A 23,083-nucleotide genomic window follows, 5' to 3' on the forward strand; every position below is an offset into this window, starting at 1 on the left:
TCTTGGATTTTGCATTAAACATTAGGTTGCTCTGTCGCAAACAGACCTGTTGAAGAAAACTTGTCTGATAGTTCCGATTTGCGTTTTCGTATCTCCTCCGCTTTTTCGGGGTAATCGGTGATTTCGGGTACTTTCATCCACGCTTCACGGAACTTTTCCTCTTTTTCCAATTCGTCTGCCTTTGCCATACCATCTTTAAACTTTTTGTCTTTGGTTTCCTGTTCTTTCTTTTCTTTTTCGGCTTTTTCTTTCTCCATTGCTGATTGCTTTTTAGCTTCTTCCAATTGCTTCATAAAGGCTTCCATATTTACCATTAAGCCCGAAGCAGTTTGCAAAGGAGTTGTTATCTGCTGAAAAAATCCCTCGTCCAATTCTTCTGCCGTTCCCCTTAAATTAAGCGGTGGTATCAGTTGTTTTGCGTTATCTCCACATTGTTCGTTTTGGAGCATAACCGATACAATAAGGTTGTTTTCTGCTCCCTTTGCTATGGTCAGGTGCAAATCTCCTGTAATGCTCATTTGCGCTATCTGATTGAAAAAATTTGTGTTCATCGTTCTAAAATTTAATTGTTTTTACATGGCTCTTTTTTAAGACTATCTACGGTCAACGAACGACTCAATTTTCAAAGTTGCTCTTCTGTTTGCCCAATAGACATACTCAAGGGCTCCTTTCTTCGTTCTGAACCTTCTACCGTTTACGTTCCAACGTACTTTTATCCTGCTGATAGTCGATGGTGTTCTGAATGCATCATACGTAATTCCAGTAATTTCTGTCTCTTTTTTAATCTTGACAACTTCGATATATACCCCCTTTTGTTCAACATTAGGATAGTATGTTGACAGTAAGAGGTTGTTGTTTGGGTCAAAGATTTCAAAACGGACAAAATCTTTGTTATTCAACATAATGTGGAGCAGTTCTGATAAATTGAAATTCCAATTAAGCCCTATGTTTTTTACCTCGTATTCCTTATATGTTATAATTCCGATATTCATAGCTTTAGTTCATAAAGACTACCGCCATTTAAGACGGTAGCCCGTGGTTATTTAATTAAGGTTTAAAATTTCCGTACCGTCTATTGCAAAGGCAGTACATAATTCAAATGCTTTCTGTGATTTGAGTTGAGCCGTTCCACCCATTACAATACTTTGTAACTTGGCTTCATCATCTTTGTAATTGCGTACATTTTGATAGTAGCCTGTCACGGCATTGTACGCTCCGAACAATGTACCTTTAGTAGTGTCCATTTGTTGGGTGTCGCTTGTCATAGCGTAGACAAAGGCATCTTGCACCACATTTTTGAACACGGTGGAAACTTCATCTTCCGCACCCTTTTTAAGCAAATCCAACGTTTCTTTGTTTGGGCAAAGTGCCAATTGGATTAGTTTTCTTACTTCACGGTCTGTAACTCTTACCTTAGTCCATTCATTGAATATGCCCTCTAACTGTGTGCTTAGGGTATTCGCCAATCCCATAATTTTGTGGGCATTCTCAATACGTTGTTTTGCTCCCGAAGTATGTTTGATGCGCACTACGTTGGTCATACTGCGAAGCGAAGCATTAAGGGTATTTTGGCAAACAATACGGATAGGGGTGAAGGCTGCTGTTATACTTCCGCTTCCATCGTGCGAAGTGGTTAGGAAAATATACTTTTCTGTCACGTCATCTCCATTGCCTACACGTATATAATCGGGAAGCTTGGCTGTGATAAATATGCGCTCTCCCTGTCCCAACGCTCCTGCGGTTTCATACATTATACCCTCAGTACCTCCTACAATAGCATCAAAAAAATTGAACGCTTCACGGTTTTGTACAATGTGGTAATCTTTACCCACCACACCCAATACGGCATTGTTATCGGTGCGGATATTGGCAAAGTAGTTGGGAACGTGCAGTTCGTTACTGCCTATCTCTATACCGTTTGCCGTTTCAATAATTCCCGAACCTTTGGTATATAGTGGTGTTTTGATGACTTCATAGTCTAAGCCTGCGTGTTTTATAGCTTCTTCGCTTGTTGGATACTGCTCTACAATTTGCCCTAAACCGTGCCACGCTTTTTGGTTTACGCTAAAGAATGAATAGTTTCCTGTTTTCTCGTTGAAATTGATATTATGTGCCATGATATAATGATTTAAAAAGTTTAAAAAAGGTTGATGCTAGTTGTTAAAATGGGAGGTCGTTCTCTGGCTTGTCATTGTTGTTTACTGTAGGAGCTTGTACCGCATCTGCTTTTTTACCTCCCCCGTGCAGTTTGATTTGCGAGGTGTTGAAATTCAGTCCTGCGTGCGGTTGTCCGTCACTGCCTGTCCACGCTCTTGCGCTCACTTTGCCTGTAAGTTCTACCACCGTACCTTTTGTGAGTATCTGCGCTACTTTTGGACTAAGCCAATAGGCGCAGTCGAAATACGTTGTCTGCTCTATGCGTTCGCCCGCTTTGTTTTTGTAGCTGTCGTTGATGGCTACCGAAAAGTTTACTACTGTTTTGCTGTTCGACACGTTGCGTACCTGTGCATCCGCTGTCACTCTTCCTGTGATGTTCATAATTTCTGCGATTTTTAGTGATTAATTTTTTTTGAAATTTTATTCGGCAATGAGAGGAGGTGCTGTTTTGTTTCATCAAATCCATTTTTAATATTTTACTTTTCATTGCTGACATTTTTTTTATTCGTCTAAAGAGCCGGAGTATGCTATGTTTCGTTTCGGGAGCATAAAAAGGTTAGTGTTTAGCAATAGCAAGGTTTTGACAAAAAATACAACCCGGATGGGTGGAGATTTTTTGTCAAACCTGAAGGGCCTGGCCTTGCTATTGCGTTAAGAACACGGAGTTACCTTTGCTGCTGAAATGAGACAAAAGCATACTGGTTTTTGAATACAAAAATGAAGGGGAAGCAACGAAGAGATTGGGAAATGGTTCTAATGATTAGAAAATTTAATCAATATGACAAAATCTCTAAATCGATGTTTAAGAATTTTTATAAAACTGCTGTTGATAGAGTTATTGATTAATAATATTAGATGCTGTTACAACACATGTAATGAGTGCTGATGTAGTTATGCGGGTAAATAATTATATAGTTGTTCACTAATATTAAGTGTTCACGTTTTCGTGAACGTAAGTGTAAAGTGAACAAGATAAATGAGCAGGCAAATACTATATCTCTGATGATGATTCACAATCATCCTTCAGGAAAGCTCACAATCATTATTGGCAAAACTATTGATTAATTTATTATATTTGCATGATAGGCTAATTTGCATACAACAAGACAAGCTAATTTAAATACAACACAATAGGCTAATTTATGTGCGGCACGATAGGCTAATTACGATGCAAAATTATTAAGCTTTTTTTGTTTTAAAAAGATAGTAGGTTAATAATTTCGGATATAAAATATTTCAAGAAAAGAATAATATGGCTACACCTGGAGAAAAATTAGCGGCATCGCTTCAGATACTTCGTGATTTACAGGAGGATCAGAATATTGTCGCAATAAAATCATCGGAAATAAACAGAACGCATAGAGAGCGTCTGATAAAAAACGGCTTCTTGAAGGAAGTATCCAGAGGCTGGTACATTGTGTCAAATCCCCACGAAGCTGCAGGTGACACTACTTCATGGTATACATCCTATTGGCAATTCTGCTCACGTTATCTCAAGGATAAATACGGTGATGCCTACTGTATTTCAGCTGATCAGTCTCTCATGATACATGCAGGAAATAGGACTGTACCTACACAATTGATTATTCGCGCATTGGAAGCTTCAAATAAAGTCATACCATTGTTATATAAAACGTCATTACTGGAAATGAAGTCGCCGCTTCCATATATGACCGATATTGTCGAGATAAATGGCATTAGGATGTTACCATTGCACTCCGCTTTGACAAACTGCTCTACAGCAATGTTCGAAAGGAATGCGGTCGATGTACGCGCCGCGATGACACTGGTTCAGGATGCATCCGAACTTCTCGGCACGCTTCTCGAAGGCTCACACTCAGTAGTGGCCGGACGGTTAGCCGGTGCGTTTCGGAATATTGGGCGAGACCGTATCGCCGATGATATTTTGAAAACAATGAAAGCCGCTGATTACAATGTACGCGAAACAGATCCTTTCCAAAGTAAATCTCCCGTTGCTCTATCATTCAGAGAAAGATCACCCTATGCAAACCGTATCAAGTTGATGTGGGATGAATGGCGAAAAGTTGTTATAAAGTATTTTCCCGATGAACCAGGTCTTCCAAAAGACAAAGAAAAATACCTTGAAGTTGTAGAACAGATATATGTCACAGACGCCTACCATTCCCTTTCTATCGAAAGATATGTGGTATCAGTAGAGTTGATTGAAAAAGTCCGAACTGGTGATTGGGACATCAAGGGGAATGAAAATGATAGAAACCATAGGAATGCAATGGCAGCAAGAGGTTACTGGCAGGCTACACAAGCTGTAAAGAAAAGTCTCGGGAAAATTTTAGAAGGCGACAATGCTGGAAAAGTTGCCGATGATGACCATAGAGAATGGTATCAGGAATTATTTTCGCCGAGTGTAGTAGCCGGAATTTTAAAAGCTTCGGATTTAGCAGGATACAGAACCAATCAGGTCTATATTTCTAATTCTCTGCATGTGCCTCTAAACAGAGATGCTCTGAGAGATGCAATGCCCACGCTTTTTGAATTACTCGAAAGCGAAACCAGCGCCGCGGTACGCGCAGTGCTCGGTCACTTCATATTTGTGTACATACATCCCTATATGGATGGCAATGGTAGGATGGCAAGATTCCTAATGAATGTAATGCTAGCCTCCGGAGGATTTCCTTGGACTGTTATTCCTGTGGAAGAACGTGATCCTTACATGGCAGCTCTTGAAAGTGCAAGTGTGGGAGGCGATATAGAGCCCTTTACAATGTTTCTTTCAAAACTGGTTAGTGAAAGCTTAAAGGGGAAACCAGTCGCACGAATATAAATAATTATATGTCATTGCAGATAATCGAGCTCTCATTTTGAGGGCTTTTTTACGTTATGATTGTGGGTACAGGATACAACCTGAACTAAAATTCAAGTCAGTATAGAATTATTAAAAGATTTTAAATAAGGAAAGTTTTTCCAACTATGGCACACAAAAGAGTGTATATCACTTAATGATAGACATAAGTGATTTTCCATCCTGATGCATTTTTTAGATACTTTCAGTATAATTATATAGTCATTTCATTAGTGTTATACATACTAAAAATGACAGTCTAATTGCTTCCCATATTTTATATCTTTACTTGATTGATTTATAAATAATATCTACAGATAAATGGCATTAACGTCTGCACACGAGGGTTATGAATACCAAGATTTACTTACTGCATACTTTATTTTAAGTGAAATACTGCAAGAAAGGGAAGCTGAATTTATAATTGACAGAAAAGAATATGAGGGAGATAATATAGATGACCTTGTAATCGTAAATAAAGACAGGACTTTTAAGAAACAAATCAAATACAGCAATCCTGATTACAATCATATTCTGTCAAAAACAGATTTATCTACTGACAGCAGTTACAACCTATCTATTGACAGCCTATATTTTACATGGTTAAATCATACCTCTAGGGAGAGCACAGATTTTAGAATCTGTTTATCTTGGCAAGCACCAATTGATGAATTGATTGACATACTGGAAAAAGTAGATGGATTAAGTACGTTTTCAAACGACTCAACTAAAGTCTTTAAAATAAAAGGTGAAAAACTTTGGCCAAAAGACTCACAACCATTGTCCAACTGGAAAAGATTTAGAGCTAAATCGAAAGATATTGATAGAAATTTGTATTTAAAGTTTTGTGACAGTCTATCGATAGAAGTCTTAATGCCAAAAATTAGCTTAAACCTAACAATACCTGGGGATCTTGAAAAAATCGTTATAGAACAAACCAAAGATTTAGGAATAGGTGTATTTCCTAATGGACAAATGCAACCAGAAGCTTTTATATTATCATTATTAGCTATAATAAAACGTTCCAGAAGTAAAGGTAAGTCTATAACAATTTCATCTGTTTTTCATGAATTGAATATAATAACAGATTATGGATCAATTGAACAAACTTTTCCTGTAATAGAGTCTGAAAACATCAAAAGAGTTTCCGCCATCGAAGATTTCACGAATGAAATTAAATCTGACGAAAAAATATTATTGTTAGGAGAACCAGGAAGTGGCAAATCGTGGTTTATTGAAAATCTCATGAACCATATCAAATCTAAGAAAATGTGCGTGATAAGGCATTTTTGCTATACTGATTTGAATGATACTTTACAAAAGGAAAGAATCAAGCTGAATGTTTTTTATGGAAATCTAATTGCCGATATTATACTGCATTATCCAAGTTTAAAAAAAATTAAAAAGCAAAAATTTGCCAGTACTTTAAATGAGTTGAATCATCTTCTGCAACATATTAAAGAACCTACCTTTATTATTATAGATGGGCTGGATCATATCGAAAGGATAGCTACATTCAGGAGCTTTTCAGAAATCTCATTACAAGACAGAGCCATAATTGAGAGTTTAGAAAAATTAAAAGCAACTCCATTTGTTAAAATAATTGTTACCTCTCAAAATATTCCTGAGCTAGACCTTATAAAAAGTTTTACAAAAAAAACACTTCCACCTTGGACAGAAAACGACATAAAGAAACTTTTAAAGAAGAATAATATTAGAAATAAGATATTAAAAAAAGGGTTAAATATTGTGAGTTTCCTTAGTCAAAAAAGCAAAGGAAATCCACTATATCTTAAATATCTTATTGATGAAATCAAAGGGCTTCCTATTGTTACATTAAAATTATTAGAAAAGCTTCCCGAATACTCATTTAACTTAAGTGAATATTATTCCTATCTGTTAAGTCATTTACAGCTTCGCGAAGATGTACCGCAAATCTTATCCGGAGTATCTTTTAGCCTAACAAAACAAGAGCTGAAAGAGATAACTAATAGTGGAGAATTTGTAGATGAATCACTTCAAATTTTATCTCCAGTACTGAAGGTAAATTTATCTCAAAGCGGCTATAGCATATATCATGAAAGCTTTAGAAGATATATTGTAGATCATTTAAACTCAAAATCGATTTCAATTGATAAAAAAATATTCAGGCCTATTTTAGAGTGGTTTGAAACCAAAAATTTCTTTTCGCATCAAAAATCTTATCGATATTATCTACAATTTTTGCATGAAGGAGGAGCTTTTGACAAGATTCTTTCCATATTGAATCAAACATTTGTAACTGATAGTGTTGTCCATGGGCAATCATGGAAACTAATCGAAAAAAATTATAAGTTTTTTGTAAATGCTGCTTGTTTCACTCATAATTTACCCTCTATAGTGCTTTTAAATGAAATTAATAAAATTATTAGTTCTTGTCCCGAGCCATTTGAAGAAATTTATTCAATTTATTTAGAAGCCATTGGAAAAATATATGGATTTCAATATTTGAGTGATTATCTAATATTTGAGGGTATACCAACAATTCCATATTTAGATGGATTAAAGGCTTGCTATATCTGCGATGAAAATAATTTTGTTGCACCTTGGTCTGTTTATATGGAATATTTTAAGGAAAGTAAAAATGTTGATGATGATAATTTTAAATACTTGGTCCGAGGCTTATTAATAGCCAAAGATGAAGAAAGATTGAATAGAATTGGGGAAAAAGTTTTAAAACATTCAGACAATTATCGTGAAGATTTCATAAATGAGTTTAAAATATACTCGGGGAGAGAATTTATTGAATCTTTGTGTAATAAATATGAAAGTATTGCTTTTTTGACAAAGTCTAAAGATTCACTCAAAGAAATTTATACCCATGAAAGTATCATTGAATTAGTAAATAGCATTTTACTAATGAACAATATTCATACTGAAGAGGAAAAAGTCATAAAAAAATTCTTTAATGGTGTAAGAATTCTAATAAATAACGATGCTCTCCTCACTGAAATTATCCAAACCTTTACCGGGAAAAATTGGTTTTATAACTGGTTGATATATTATATTAAAATAATAAAAATTAGTACTAAACCTACTACTCAATTTTCGGAAGTGAAAGAGGCATTTGATTATCTTACCTATAATACTGGACCTTTTGCTGGAAAACCACGAGCTTGTGATTTATATTCTTTACATCCGTTTATTTACGAGTCATTTACTGATGGATTAAAACTAATGGCTAATGAATTTGAGTGGAAAGAAATTATAGAAGCATTAGTTCTTGTAAGTAATAAAACTACCACTACTTTACAAAGAACCCTTACTGGACCTTTGGCTACAGATAAATTATTTCAATTACTGAGTGAATTTATAAATGTTAAAAATATTGATCTTATTATTGCAGAATTGGAAAAGCAGATTGTTGAAAATTCTCAAGATCATCTACACACAAATGTTGCACAATATAATCTTCAATTAGCATCTGTTTATGCTTTACATCAAAATAAGGATATTGCATTAGATTATCTCAAAAAAGGAATTGAATTTAGTCTCGCCTATACAATGCATAAAGACTTAACATTACTTGATGTAATTGAAGGTGTTGAATTTTATTCTTCAATCAATCCTCAAAAAGGCTTGGTAGATTTAAAAAAAGCAAGAATATTGGCCTACTCAGCTGTTCTACATACAGATGGAAAAGAATCAAATCATTTCCCAATAATGTGGTTTGAAAGTTTCTTGAAAATTGATTTTCGAAAAGCTTCTTTGTATTTATTAAATGAACTTATAGATTCCAGATATCACTGGTGGGAAGAATCCTCCCTAATAAATCTCTTATGTCATGCTAATGGTTCCATAAATCCAGAAATTGAAGCATATATCGCTTTAACTTTTCCAATCGAGGATTCCGAGAAATTCATGATTTACTGCTTAAATCTACATAAAAATTTAAAAAGTAGTAATTCTTCTCTTGCTGAAAAGTTAATGGATAGAATAATTGCAGGCATGAAGCCTATTCAGAATAGACAAAGATCAAATGAAATAATTAACATATACAATAATGCGCAGGAAGAAGTTACTTTAAAAATTATTCCTAAGCCCGAAGAAAACAAAATAGCGAGGAAATTTGTTCCTTGGTATAAAAACATTTCCGAAAGACAGCCATTTTCATTGATGCAAAGCGATGAAATACTACTGCATTTTGAAGAAAATAATATTCAATATAAAGATTTAAATTCTTTTGGTTTCTTTTTAGATACGTTTGAAGAATTATCAGAAAGCATAAAAGAACTGATCAGATTAATTGTTTTTAAAAATAATAAAAGCTTTTACGATAAAGTGGACTTGGACACTGCTTTTGGAACTGGAAATGATATAGAATGTTATTATTGGGTATGTAGATTTGTCTCTGATTCGGGAGGATGGTATGAGAAATTTGTAAATCCTGAAGCTTTTTTGAAAGCTTATCATATTGACCAACAAAACGCATTTAAATTTCTATTTGAACTATTACCAATATATTTAGAAATTGGCTTCAATACTCTGTTTTCCTCTAACTTGATAAAGTTATTGGCCTCATTGAATTATGATCGAGATATAATTGAAAAATGCTGGCAAAATTTACTGGATATCACAAGCTATAGATTGCCTGTTCAAGAAGATATTGAATGGGAAACTGTTTTCGAAACAGAAATGAATATAGAAGAAATCTTTCTTGCTATACTTTTATCGAGAGTTAAGGCAGAAACTTCGGATAGATACAAAGTGACAGTGATGGCGCTGGAAAACCTTGCGATGGCTGAATCTGTAAATTTAATAAAGCCATTCCAATGGTTTCTTCAAAACAGAGGGGAATTTTCAAATGCTTCATTTATTATAGTGCTTCAATACATTTATAAAAAATCAATTAAAGACCAAAATTATCATTTAAACTTTAAAGAAGATTTACTTAAAGTATATCCGTCAAAATATTTTCTAATTGATTACATAATTACTCAACTTTATAATCCCCAGATAAGTAAGATATATAATCCTAAAGGATTGATTTATCCTGTCATTTCAAAAGGAATCTTTGATTTTATTTATTATCTGAATTACAAATTTCGAATCTTTGAAACCAACGAAATTGATTTAAATAGCTGCTTTAATAAATATGCTGCTACTTTTAGTCAAAAATATAAAGACCACTTTAAACTTTATGGAAGCAGAATATATAATAAAATGGTTCGTCATATTTATGGATCGGAGCACATGATGGAAATATTCAATACGGAATGTTATGAAGAATTTAGTTTATGGCAGCTTTGGGAGGAACCAGAGTTTTTTACATTAGGTATCTTCATTGATACTGATGCTATTGCTGCCCATGCAAATTCGTGTGGTATACGACCATCAGATTTGCTAAGACCATCAGAGATTGAAAAAGAAAATTCCGTTTTAAAAACCTTTAAAGGAGATTGGATTAGATTAGGACATGTTGAAACTGAGTTAAAAAAACAAGATACATTTAAAACTATTCCATATAAAAATTTTGGCGGAATTGTATTTTCAAATAATTCTGAGACTGGAGTTCCATATTCAAGATATGCTTTATATCCTATTCACTTTTGGGGAGATATTAAATTAGATTTAGCACTTGAAAAAAATATAATTTTTTCGATTATTCAAGAAGATCCTTTAGAATATTTTAAACTTCTTTGGTTAAACCCTAAAATAATTGATCTTTTAAAATTAACTGTTGTTCGAAATTCTGATGGCCTATTCGCTAATGATGAAACAGGAAAAAAAATTTTAATAATGAGAACATGGAGCGGTGATTACATCGGAGAAGGCGGATACCACTCTTCGCTTTCAGATGAAATACCAACATTAGAGGGAACTGATCTCATAATCAGAAAAGATTATTTTGAAAAATTATGCAGCTTATTTAAATATAAGCCCAAGTATTATATAAAAAAAGTTCAGAAAGAATTTGCCTGATTTTTTTGTATTTTAAATTACTTATCTTCAACCTTTGTTATATCAAACTGATAATTATAAATCTTAGACAATGACAATTCATATCTTGAAAGAAAAGTATAAAATTTACAAAGGAGAAAAAACAGCCGGAAAAAAATATAGAAATGCATTATCAAAAATACTAATTGATAACTATGGAAAAGGCCCATTCAGTCAAGATGAAATTAGAGAAATATTAAATACAAGCCTGGAATATTACATATCAGAATTCAATAAAATATGTCATAATGAAACCTCTGTGCGATTTTATCAGGATATCTTCACAATGCACGAAGATGTAACTGATATGGTTTATAGGCACTCTGAGGAAGAATTATCGGATGAGATTGATTGGCCATACATCGCTAGATATCGCCGAATACTAAAGTTTATTATTGAGACAGGTTGTGATGTTAAAATGGTGAACGGCGAAGTAAGAAATCATGCATACATATCCAGAATTACACCCAAAATAGACGACTTATTTTTTTTGGGAGAAATGATTTTAACATGTGTAGGTCTATTTGCGGAACAATCAATGATAGATGATTTAGCGGAAGTTACTTTTGACAAAAATGAACAATATCAATTTAGTCGAAGACATCATTACGAGTTTATATTTGAAGACATCACTAAAAATTTAGATGGGCAATTTACAAAAGTTGTAGTCGATAGTAGTGATTTAGCAGGATTCAAAGATCTTAAAGATGCAATAAAAAATTGTTTCGATATTGTATACGATGAAGTTAGGACTTTAATCTCTACAATCCATCAGCAACTTGAGTCAAAAGGGGGACAACTAGTGGGTAATGAATGGAGAGTCTTACCCATAAATCTTAACCATTTTTGTAAAGTACCAATGGACGTTGCCGAGCAATTTTTTAAAGGGCTAACATTGGATAAGTCAAACAAAATGACGCTACTTGATTTGGCCTGTAAGCCTTACAGTCTGGACCGATATATGTACAAACCAATAATTATTTGGAACATCAATGGTGCCGATTATGCTTTTTTTGGAAAAAATGCTTGGTCAGAAACTTTCATACAACTGTCCTCAAATGCAATCCCATGGGGTAAGGCTCCGAAGGAATGGCTGGCAAATAAATGCTTTAAAAAATATGTACACGGTAAAGAAGATGCTCATGATAAATGGTTAGATGATGAAGTTGAGACACAATTAAAAAAAAACAATTTACAATATGATCGAAATGTAAAACGAATTTTTTATGATAAAATATCAGTTAATATTGACGTTGAAGGTTTAGGCGAAATTGACTTTATAATAATTTCTCCTACCTCAAAAAAGATTTTTGTAGCTGATTGTAAACACTTGGTTAGTAGATACGATACTGTTAATCAGAAAAACGATTTTAATGCATTTTCAAAAGGCTCTAAAAGCTCACGATCGTATAATGATACTATTAGTAAAAAGGTTAAATGGTTTGAAGAGAATAAAATTTTACTACAAAAACATTTTATTAAAAAATATCCTGAAGAGCATATTGATATAAGCGACTTTACAATTGAGGGAATATTTATTATAAATACTCCAACATTATATATGTATAATGCTGAATACCGGATTTATACAGTAGAACAAATTGAAGAAGTAATTAACGGTACTTTTGTAGATAAAACATTTACGATTTTGGATAGCCATGAGAAATATGAAAAGTTTCTTATTATAAAATACCCATACTTTCAAAAACCAGCATATTTGAAATTTGATCCTTTTAATACTGAAAATTAATTATTAAATATAGCATATTATACATGGCGACAGAATCCGAAAGTATTGTAACAGAAATCAACGCTAATATATTTTTCAAGGAATTTACTTTTGCAAAAAACGAATTTTACCCGCCAGAAGGACAAAAAGAATTGGCAGACCATATTCTATGGCTGGATAATCTTCTTTTTATAATTCAGACCAAAGAAAGAAATCCTAAGGATATCAAATCTGCAGCTGAAGAAAATAACTGGTTCAAAAACACCGTCCTCAAGAAAGCAAAGAACCAGATTAAGGACTCGGTAGCCTTCTTTAAATCTTACGACAGCATCGATATACAAAACCTGCAAAATCATAAGCTTAATGTAGCTGGGGCGTATTCCGAGTTTGCTAATAATATTATTATTTACAAACCGAACAGTGATCTTATTAATGAAGAAAACAAATTGATGAAATTCTATGAAAGTTCTGATGTTGGACTTATTCATATTTTTCATATTGAATACTATTACAAGCTTTGCCGTACTCTTCATACACCGACGGAGCTTGATGATTATTTGAAATTCAGGGAGAGAATTTATCTACTTCATAAAAATACAATCAGCCAATATCCCGAGGAGTATATTCTTGCACACTATCTTAATACAGACAATGAAAGTACCATTGATCCCCACTATATTGCCACGCTCCCTAATCTAGCCAATGATTTAGAGGTTTATGACATGTCCAGAATACTAATGGACTTTTATGACAAAATACATTCACCTGAACATAAGCAATCTACTGATTATTATGCAATCCTTAAGGAAATAGCAAAAATGAAAAGATATGAACTTTCCGAGTTCAAAAAGCGTTTCACCAACATGTTTGAATATGTTTCCATAGGTGAATTTAAGCCGCCCGAAAGGTTTGCCAATTTACGAACAGGTTGCGGTTTTGTTTTTATCTCACTTGCATATGATATGGACAAGTGGGAAAATGTCCTATACAACAATGCGGAGATTTACAAATATAAAAGACAATTGCAAAAATGCATTGCTGTAATCATGTTCAAGAATGGCAAATATCGTGACATTTATTGGGCATTTATGGACAGTCCTTGGCGGTACGATCAGGAATTAGAAGAAGAGGTTGTAGAAATGGAAAAAGGATTCTACGGACCCGGTACGATAAAAAAATACGACAGATACAGGTTTACAGATAATCAAAATACCAATGACAATAGAGGACAATATTAAAGAGATAATGCTCCAAATTGCCGAAAATACAGAAGTGCAATACATAAACAACAATACAAAAATATTTACTGAAGAATCTTTTATATACACCCATACAGGAAGCGACAAATTTGGTTGTTTTTTATATTGTGGGGAAATTAAAGTATAACACACTCATTGTCAGTTTTTTTTATTTAAATTTGATTATGCTTTTTGCCCGAAGTATATCAATATCACACCTCATATCCGGTTGTTTAACGCACTTCTTGTTAAAGGAGTGAATGTTTTTCTATTGATTTCAGCGTCATCTGATTATATAAAGTCATAAAATTTAAACTTATGCAAAACGCAATTGCTTTTTCAAACAATGATATCATTACCATTGCTTGGAGTTATGGAAAAAAACCGGTTGGCTGTATGGGCTTTGCCATTTATCGAATTGATGATAAAGGGATAGAAATACCACTTCCTAACAAAGCGGTATTTAAAAATACGGGGCAGGTTGAGGACAAATCTTCCGTAAAATTCCCAATACAAAAGTTTTATTGGAAAGATGTTTATGTTAGAATGGTTTCCGAAGAAACCAATAATAAAACCTTCAGTTATAAAATTGTTCCCATGCAAGGTACGCCTGGTAATTTTGTTCCGATGGATAATTTTGTCCCTCTTATTTCAAACATAGTAGAGATATCCTCAGATGTAGGAAATAATATGAATGCGTATTTTAATCGTGGACTAATATCTACACAACGTATTTCAAAATATCTTGATGGAGATCTTAATATTCCTTCTCTTCGTACTAAGATTGGTGATTATAAAGGTGATACTGAATTGCGAGATAGCCTATCAGGAGGAATGGTTGAAGCGCTAATAGATTTTATGGATAGAGCGAAAAATTCTGGAAAGATTTATGCGGGTCTTTATGAACTTGGCGACGAGCAATTAATTGAAAATTTATGCGGACTTGGCAATAAACTTAGTATTGTTCTATCCAATTCTGCAAAGAAAGAAGATGATACCAGTAAGCCGAAATATGCACAGAAGAAAACCGGCAAAATGGTTTACCCTCAAAAAACGACTGATGACAATGATCCTGCACGGGAAAAACTTAAACGAAGTGGTGCTCTTGTATATGATCGTGTTATGCCTGATAGCCATATTGGCCACAACAAATTTTTAATTTACGTTGATTCGTCTGGTACGGCAAAGGCTGTACTTTATGGTTCCACGAATTGGACCGGTACTGGCCTCTGTACTCAAACCAATAATACAATAGTTATAGATGATGAGCTTTTGGCAAAACGATATTTAGAATATTGGAATAAGATGGTCGAGGATACTGTAGCAGCTAACAAAGTGAAAACAAATCTGCAAGGATCGGTATTTAGGTCATGGAATAATATAGGTAAGTCTTTAAATATAGGTGAAACTTCAGTGCAAAGTTGGTTTTCTCCGAATACCCCTAAAGCAAGGGGCAAGCGCTCACCTGATGAAATATGTCCATCTGATATGGTAGAAGTCATAAAATGCATTGATAAAGCACAACATGCAATATTGTTTTTAGCTTTTTATCCAGGAGCTCCTTCTCTAGCAAATTGGTCAGCCTTGGCATTAAAAAATAAAAAAGACCTTTTCGTAAGAGGTATGGTAACAAATGATAGTGCTTCAGAAGGATTTTATTATGATCTTATTGGAGGCACACCTCCTAAACGAGATAAAGGTGTGCCAATAAAAGAAGATTATCGTGTTGGTTCGGCTGATGCCTTTACGGGTACAAATATTCCTTTAGGATGGCAAAAAGAAATCCTGAGTGCTGGATTCGCAATTATCCATGATAAGATCATGGTAATAGATCCATTTTCAAAAGATTGTACTGTGATTATGGGTAGCCATAATTTGGGTTATAAAGCTTCCTATGACAATGATGAGAATCTGACAATTATTAAAGGTAATAAAAAATTGTCTTTAGCATATACAACCCACATTCTCGATATATACGACCATTTTTCTTTTCGAATTTATTACAAAAAATATGGAAATGGTTCCAATGCATTTTTAGAAGATAACTCAGAAAAGTTTTTGGGTAAATACTTTAATGCAGCTGGTAAAATCAAAAATGAACAATTAAACTTTTGGATGAATGGTGCTTTAGACATATAAGATGGTTCCTCTAAATTATTCAGATATGAAAAACTTATTATTAGCTCTATTTTTAGTGTGTTGCAATCTTTTTTTTTCAATCTCATTTTGTCAAACAAAAGTGCAGCTTGTTGAAGCCTCAGATTATTGCTTTAATATATATAAGCAAATTCATCAAAATCCCGAACTAGGAAAAAATGAAATTAAAACGTCCGCTTTGATAAAAGAGGAACTGAAAAAAATGGGTTATGGCACTTTAATTGAAATTCCCATACTTCCAACATGTGTTATCGCGGAGCTCGATACAAAAAAACCAGGTCCCGTTATAGCCTTCAGAGCGGAACTTGATGCTAAAAAAGGGAAGGAAGAAACCGGGTTACCATATGCTTCTAAATTGAATTTAAGTCACAGTTGCGGACATGATGCTCATGCATCAATCCTTCTCGCTACTGCTAAACTTTTGATGTCGGTAAAGGGAAATTTGAAAGGGAAAATTTATTTTATTTTTCAGCCTGCCGAAGAAATAGCCGGAGGAGCTGATGATATTGTTAATTCTGGCAAACTTGAAGAATTAGGTATCAAAAACATATTTGCCTTACATTCGGCTCCTAACTTAACGGTCGGAAAGCTTAGTATTTCGCCAGGCTATACTATGGCTGGAAGTAATTATTTTTCTATTGTCGTAGAAGCTAAGGAATCACATGCGGCGGAGCCTTTCAGGGGTGACAATATGCCAATCAAATTGAGTCAATTAATCCCGAATATTACAGCAATTCCTGCAACTAAAATGAGTACTACCTCTAGACCATGTGTAATAAGTGTTACGTATATTGGCATGGGAGATACATTAGTAAAAAATCTTAATACCATCCCTGGCAGGGCGGTTATAAAAGGAACAATAAGGTCATATGAAGATATAAAAAAACGCTTTGATAATCAGCCATCTATAGAAGAACTGATAAAAACTGAAATCAGCGCCGTTTTTAGCGAAGTAAATAACTCTGATAAAATATTTTCAAAAGGCGCACCAGCGACCATCAATGATGAAACCTTATACTATACAATAATCACAAAACTGACAAAAATATATTCTGGCAAAATTGTTCCTTCAGAAAGATATATGTTTTCAGAGGACTTTTCATATTACACGGAAAAAATACCCTGCTTATATTTTGGTTGGGGTATAACAAAAGACGATTTTGGCGTAGCGGATGTTCATACAACCAAATTCTCAATCCATCCCGATGCTTTTATTTATGGGATTGAACTATTTGCTGACATAGCTACAATTCAATAATTTTAATTTATATACAATGATGATATTCGCATATGGTTCAAATATGAATATTAATAGATTACGTGAAAGGGTTCCCTCAGCTACCAAATTTGCAAATGCATATATAACTGGCTATCGGTTGGAATGCAACAAGATAAGTAGAAAGGATGGTTCTGCAAAAGCAAATATTGTGCAAACAGGAAATGATGTTAACATTGTGTGGGGCGTATTATTTGTAATAAACAATAACGAAAAACCTGCCTTAGACAGGCTTGAAGGTCTTGGGTACGGTTATGAAGAACGAACACTTACATTTGTAGATGCTGTTGGTAATTCGCATAACGCAAAGGTTTATATAGCATACGAAGCTAAATATCTAAATAATGAATTATGGCCCTATGATTGGTACAGAGAATTTATATTGTCAGGAGCTATTCAGGCACAGTTTCCGCAGGAATACATTGATTGGCTTAAAACAATACCATCTACAGTTGATTACGATGTTGCCAGAAGACGTGAAAATTTTGCGATAATTAATGCTCAACAATAACAATCTGGCATTTGACACTGTATCTTTCAGTATAATATTTTGGGAATATGGCATCATTAATTTTTCCTTCAGCTATCAGTCCGTAATGTATTGCCCCGAGGCAGAGCCATCGAGATACCTATAGAAAGAAAGAAATTTTTTTGTTTTATGAAAACCAATGGTTTTCAAACTTTCCTCTATAACCCCGAGGTAAAATCTGTATAAATTCAACTGGTTAAAAATAAATATATTAACTCGCTATTTCAAGCTATTAAAAAACGTCAAAACTAATACATCTTGGTAATAAGCACAAAACCAACGAATTAAGGAATAGTTAAATAATCCAGCCACTACTATGTATAAATTTGACAGCATAAACTTAAATTTGACAGCTTAAATTTACTTCTACCTAGCAGATGCGACAGGATCGAATGCTATCGAAGTAATAAAAAACCAACCGAATTGCTAAGGTTGGTTTTTAGTTTATTTAATCCCAAATTGTTCTTTTAGTTTTTGTAATTCTTGTTCCAGTTTCGATATCATAGACATTGCTTCATCAGAAATAGTAGGATTGACTTTACTCAACTTGCTGCTCAAGTTGTTCATCTCCCTTCCAATTGTTTGCTCTGTAGTAATTGCATACGACTCAGTCTGGCGGATTGATTGGTGTCCCAGCATCTCTTTTACTACTGAAATAGGCACATCATTATTAAGAGTAACTGTGCTGCCAAAAGTACGTCTGGCTTTATGAGTGTTCAATTCGGAGGTAAACCCACATAGATCGGCTATTTCTTTGAGATATGCATTCATTTTTTGATTAGATGCGACGGGCAGGACAGCATTTCTTGAAAGGCAGAGTGGATGTTCTTTGTACTTCTCGATTATTTCGAGGGCTTTGGGAAGTAATGGAACATTGGTCACAGAACCGGTCTTTTGTCTTTCCGACATTATCCATTGCGCTCCATCTATACCAGTTTTTATGTCCGTTTTCCGAAGTTGGTAAGCGTCAATATATGCCAGACCGGTATAGCACTGGAAGACGAAGATATCCCGAACAGTTTGGAGTCTTGAGGTTGTAATACTGACCTGTTCAAGCGTGCGCAGTTCACTCGCGGTGAGTGGTCTTTTGACAGTTTTTGTCATCTTACGTTTGAATGCTCTGAAAGGATCCTGCGCAATTATATCTTTATCAATTGCCCTGTTTATTATCTTTTTCATGCAGGAAATGTATTTCAATGCAGAGTTATTTACACAATTCCGTACGGTTTTTAGATATAATTCATAGCTAATGATAAAATCATAATCTAAATCCCTGAACTCAATATCTTCCGTCGCGTATTTGTATTTTACAAATTCTCTAGCATGAAATCTTGCTGTCTCATAACGTTTGTGCGTCGCTAAAGCATAATCCTGTGGAACCAGTGCCAACATCTCGTCATTATGCTTTTTAAATTCTTGAAGAAGCATTGCTTTTGAAACTATCCTTCCCAATACAAAATCAATAATCCGCTGCGCTGAAATCGATTTTTCGTTGTAAATTAAATCCATTTTAAATTGGTTGATCCGAGTGGTTAGAGCATCAAGAAAATGATTTAGAGTTCTGGCATCTTCCTTATTTCCCGTTGCTCTTTCTGTTTTTTGATCCCACCTTTGAATGTCCCATGTCCTTTTAGTAGATGTCTCTTTAGGTATTCCATCTACTGTTACTCTCAGATAAATATATCTGCTGTTTGATTTGTTTTTGGTTGTTTTCAAAAAGAAACAAAGCCCAAAGCTGCTTTCTAACATAATTCAATTTTTTAAGTTAATAAATATAGAATTATGACGTTCTTCAGTCAAGTCGTTAACCTGCTTTACATGTTGTAATTCAGTTACTTAAGCCCTTTTTTATGGCAATTTTGTGGCACTTTTTGCTCCAGTACTAAAATGCCACAAAATTGCCATAAATATTTGGAGCACTTTTGAAAATTTTGATAGTTACAGGAAAAATAAAAAAGCCTGCAAATTCAAAAATTTGCAGGCTTTTAAAGGGTTTCGAGACATTTTGTACGTTTTTGACAACTTTGAAAAGTTGGCTTTAAACGGTCCCAGTGGAATCGCCGAGAATCGAACTCGGGTCCAAACAAGCAACTAAAAGGCTTTCTACACGCTTATTTCCTGATTGGGTTTTCGATGTTGAGCTAGGTCAGAAACAACCACTCAACACTTATCTTCTTAGTTTCGATTACCACCCGAAGCTTATGGAAATCTAGGTTTATTTTTACGGTTCCCCTGTACTGACCGCCACAAACCAAGGCTTTCAAGGAGAATCCAGCTTTCCTACCTTGTAGGAACGTGGCGCAATCGTACTATAATTCGGATTATGCAGCTAAAGCGTAGTTATTTTCGCCGTGTAAAAGTGTGAGATCTTATATTTACGAGCAAGGTCTCAATGCTCGACGTGCTTACTTTTCAATTCGACTTGCTGTCAAAACCAGTCGACCCCAATATTTTTTGGATTGCAAATATAATCTATTTGAGGTAATAAAAAGTATTTAAATCAAATTCTATGCCTATTTTTTAAAAAATGGATTTTCCTTATTCTTCGTCCTCCAGTTTAAACGGGTAATCTCCAAAAAGCGTTGCAAGCTTTCTGACCGAATACGTACTTCTTGTCATTTTATTGGATAAAGCAATGATGACCACTTTTTCTTTTGGAAGTGTGATGTATGAGGAGGTGTTTCCATGCCACCAACCGTTATGGAAATAAAAATTTTGACCTGTTTCCCAATTGATCATTCGAATGCCTAAACCATAGTTTTTGGTTCCTTTTCGTTCGTTACTATAGGGGGTAAAAACTTGCTTCCAAAGATCTGGTGAAATGAAAGTACCTGTATTTCTGGCTAAATCAAATTTTAATAGATCTCTTGGAGTAGAGTAGATGTTTTTGTCGCCATACACCCCGTCTAAGTAATCAATTCCAATTTCAACCTTATTGGCTTTATATGACGGGACTATTTTCTTTTTGTCTTTGGTAATGTCAAACACAAAACTGTGGGTCATTCCCAACGGTTGGAAAATCATTTTGTGCATTGCATCGATATACGTTGTATGAGTTATTTTTTCAATAATCAAAGCCAAAATCGCATAGTTGGTATTGCAATAGGCAAAACGACTATCTGTTTTAAACTCTAAACTGATATCTTTTGTAGCCATTAAATCCAAGACATCTTGGTTGGTTAATGTTTTTTTACGATCCCAAATATTAGCTTTCCTATCCGTAAAGTAAGCATAGTTTCGCATTCCAGAACGGTGATTCAATAAGGTGCGGACTGTAATTTCAGGATATGGAAAGGTTTCAAGAATACTGTTAACCTTTTGGTCCAAATCCAAGCGTTTGGCATTGACTAATTTCAAAATCAATGTAGCCGTTAGCACTTTACTCACCGATGCAATATGCAAAGGAGTTTCGCTTGTAATAGTATCTTTATCTCTAAAATTTCCATAACCATTGTATTTTTCATAAATGATTTGGCCGTTTTGAGCTACTAAAAAACTCCCATTCATAGAATTGTTGGGCCAGGTTTTTTGATAAAACGTAGCGATTTTTGCCTTTTTTTCTTGAATGTAATTTGCACTAAGTTGGGTGCTATCTTTTGGTGCTGGCTTTAATATGGGTAGAACGTTTTTCGGAAGCTGGTCGTCTGTAAGCTCTACTTTTTTAATTTCTTTTGCACAAGAAATTATGGTTAAAGATACGAGGAGTAATTGTGCTATATTTGCTTTTTTGAGAAGTGCCATCTAAAGTAAAATTGAAAGGGGCAAATATATAGATTCCTTTACATTTTTTCTTTCTTGTTTTTTTTCTATTGCTGCATTTAGGATAACTTTAATATTCCTCCAAAAACATAGCGTATTGGTGTTCAATATTAATTTGTTTTTTTTGTAATGAAAATCAAAATAAAAAAAGGCTATTCTTAGTACTATTGTTATATTTGTAACAATAATTCAATTGTGAGTTAAATTAATTGTCGTATAAATACTGTAAAATGAAATTTGGAATTATAAAAGAAAGGAAAAATCCACCAGACAAGCGTGTTGTTTTTTCTCCTAATGAAATAAAAATATTACAAGAACAATTTCCAGATCTTATTTTTAAAGTCGAACCTTCGGATATTCGTGTTTTTAGTGATGCATCTTATCAGGATCAAGGAATAGCGGTAACCGATGATTTGTCGGATTGTGAAGTGTTATTTGGGGTAAAAGAAGTGCCAGTGGAGTGGTTGATCCCCGATAAAAAATACTTCTTTTTTTCGCACACGATCAAAAAACAGCCTTATAATCGAAAATTATTGCAAGCTGTTTTAGAAAAAAACATTGAACTGTATGATCATGAAACCATTGTGGACGCTTCGAATAGACGGCTGATTGGTTTTGGAAGGTATGCAGGAATTGTGGGTGCCTACAATGCTATTCGAGCTTTCGGAATTAAGTTTGAATTGTTTAAAATGCCGAAAGCTTGCACTTTGAATGGAAAAGAAGATCTAGTACGTCAATTAAAGCGCCAAATTCTTCCTCCTATAAAAATTGTGGTGACTGGCAAAGGTAAAGTCGGAGTGGGAATACAAGAAATTTTGACGGCAATGAAAATTAAAGAAGTTTCGGTAGAAAATTTTTTGAATAAAAATTATTCTAGTGCTGTTTTTACCCAAATTGAAGTTTTGGACTACAATAAAAGACTGGATGGTACTACGATCGATACGAACGATTTTTACAAAAATCCCCAAGATTATGGTTCTGATTTTGAGAAATTCACCAAAGTATCCGATATTTATATCTCAGGACATTTTCATGGCAATGGTGCTCCAGACATTCTAACGCAAAAAATGTTACAAGCTAGTGATTGCAAAATAAAAGTGGTAGCTGATGTTTCCTGCGATGTAAACGGACCTATTGCTTGTACACTCCGAGCTTCAACTATTGAAGAGCCATTGTATGGGTATTTACCCTCCGAGCATAAAGAAGTTGATGTGTTTCATCCTGCAGCCATTGTGGTAATGGCCGTAGATAACTTGCCTTGTGAATTGCCGAAAGATGCCAGCGAAGGTTTTGGTCAGATGTTTGCACAACATGTAATTCCAGCCTTTTTTAATGGTGATGCTGACGGAATATTGGCTCGGGCTCGAATGACTCATAACGGGCAATTGACAGAGCGATTCCAGTATTTACAGGAGTATGTGGATGGTAAATAATTGAT

Annotated in this window: 14 protein-coding genes and 1 other RNA gene; 8 read left to right on the top strand and 7 right to left on the bottom strand. The window is 34.3% G+C overall.

Annotation, left to right across the window (positions count from 1 at the left end; translation table 11 throughout):
• Window positions 1-14: 14 nt before the first annotated feature.
• The 4 genes from AO58_RS17225 to AO58_RS0110880 form a co-directional block, all read right to left on the bottom strand.
• Entirely contained in the window at window positions 15-551 is a 537-nt protein-coding gene (locus AO58_RS17225) for a PRTRC system protein E (RefSeq protein ID WP_035717704.1), read from the bottom strand.
• 42 nt (window positions 552-593) lie between these two features.
• Window positions 594-902 (bottom strand): hypothetical protein, encoded by a 309-nt coding sequence (locus tag AO58_RS0110870; RefSeq protein ID WP_139225583.1) that lies wholly within the window; start codon window positions 900-902, stop codon window positions 594-596.
• 141 nt (window positions 903-1,043) lie between these two features.
• Window positions 1,044-2,117: a DUF932 domain-containing protein gene (locus AO58_RS0110875; protein ID WP_024981728.1), complete on the bottom strand. Its 1,074-nt coding sequence runs from the start codon at window positions 2,115-2,117 to the stop codon at window positions 1,044-1,046.
• A gap of 43 nt (window positions 2,118-2,160) precedes the next feature.
• Window positions 2,161-2,538: a single-stranded DNA-binding protein gene (locus AO58_RS0110880; RefSeq protein ID WP_024981729.1), complete on the bottom strand. Its 378-nt coding sequence runs from the start codon at window positions 2,536-2,538 to the stop codon at window positions 2,161-2,163.
• Window positions 2,539-3,409: 871 nt separating this feature from the next.
• On the opposite strand from AO58_RS0110880, the gene AO58_RS0110890 reads away from it, so the two are divergent.
• The 7 genes from AO58_RS0110890 to AO58_RS0110925 all read left to right on the top strand — a co-directional run bounded on the left by AO58_RS0110890 (window position 3,410) and on the right by AO58_RS0110925 (window position 17,868).
• The gene (locus tag AO58_RS0110890; RefSeq protein ID WP_024981730.1) at window positions 3,410-4,960 is read left to right on the top strand and encodes a Fic family protein; all 1,551 of its coding nucleotides are present in this window, start codon (window positions 3,410-3,412) and stop codon (window positions 4,958-4,960) included.
• Between the two features lie 339 nt (window positions 4,961-5,299).
• Window positions 5,300-10,939, top strand: a complete 5,640-nt coding sequence (locus tag AO58_RS0110895) for an NACHT domain-containing protein (RefSeq protein WP_024981731.1) — start codon at window positions 5,300-5,302, stop codon at window positions 10,937-10,939.
• A gap of 70 nt (window positions 10,940-11,009) precedes the next feature.
• On the top strand, window positions 11,010-12,707 hold the full coding sequence (locus AO58_RS0110900) for a hypothetical protein (protein ID WP_024981732.1): 1,698 nt from the start codon (window positions 11,010-11,012) through the stop codon (window positions 12,705-12,707).
• A gap of 23 nt (window positions 12,708-12,730) precedes the next feature.
• The gene (locus AO58_RS0110905; RefSeq protein ID WP_024981733.1) at window positions 12,731-13,924 is read left to right on the top strand and encodes a hypothetical protein; all 1,194 of its coding nucleotides are present in this window, start codon (window positions 12,731-12,733) and stop codon (window positions 13,922-13,924) included.
• Window positions 13,925-14,242: 318 nt separating this feature from the next.
• On the top strand, window positions 14,243-16,063 hold the full coding sequence (locus AO58_RS0110915) for a phospholipase D-like domain-containing protein (RefSeq protein WP_024981734.1): 1,821 nt from the start codon (window positions 14,243-14,245) through the stop codon (window positions 16,061-16,063).
• A 25-nt stretch (window positions 16,064-16,088) separates the two neighbouring features.
• Entirely contained in the window at window positions 16,089-17,339 is a 1,251-nt protein-coding gene (locus AO58_RS0110920) for a M20 metallopeptidase family protein (protein ID WP_162150403.1), read from the top strand.
• Between the two features lie 16 nt (window positions 17,340-17,355).
• The gene (locus AO58_RS0110925) at window positions 17,356-17,868 is read left to right on the top strand and encodes a gamma-glutamylcyclotransferase family protein (protein WP_024981736.1); all 513 of its coding nucleotides are present in this window, start codon (window positions 17,356-17,358) and stop codon (window positions 17,866-17,868) included.
• A gap of 462 nt (window positions 17,869-18,330) precedes the next feature.
• Here the strand turns inward: AO58_RS0110925 and AO58_RS0110930 are convergent, their stop codons facing one another.
• The 3 genes from AO58_RS0110930 to AO58_RS0110940 form a co-directional block, all read right to left on the bottom strand.
• Complete coding sequence (locus AO58_RS0110930; protein WP_024981737.1) at window positions 18,331-19,635, bottom strand: site-specific integrase; 1,305 nt, start codon at window positions 19,633-19,635, stop codon at window positions 18,331-18,333.
• A gap of 300 nt (window positions 19,636-19,935) precedes the next feature.
• Window positions 19,936-20,332, bottom strand: a transfer-messenger RNA (tmRNA) gene (gene ssrA / locus AO58_RS17800).
• 92 nt (window positions 20,333-20,424) lie between these two features.
• On the bottom strand, window positions 20,425-21,627 hold the full coding sequence (locus tag AO58_RS0110940; protein WP_024981739.1) for a serine hydrolase domain-containing protein: 1,203 nt from the start codon (window positions 21,625-21,627) through the stop codon (window positions 20,425-20,427).
• Window positions 21,628-21,875: 248 nt separating this feature from the next.
• Here AO58_RS0110940 and AO58_RS0110945 point away from each other — a divergent pair, with 248 nt between their 5' ends.
• Window positions 21,876-23,078, top strand: a complete 1,203-nt coding sequence (locus AO58_RS0110945; RefSeq protein WP_024981740.1) for an NAD(P)-dependent oxidoreductase — start codon at window positions 21,876-21,878, stop codon at window positions 23,076-23,078.
• The last annotated feature ends 5 nt before the right edge of the window (window positions 23,079-23,083 follow it).

It is taken from the genome of Flavobacterium succinicans LMG 10402 (assembly GCF_000611675.1).
Classification (GTDB): domain Bacteria; phylum Bacteroidota; class Bacteroidia; order Flavobacteriales; family Flavobacteriaceae; genus Flavobacterium; species Flavobacterium succinicans.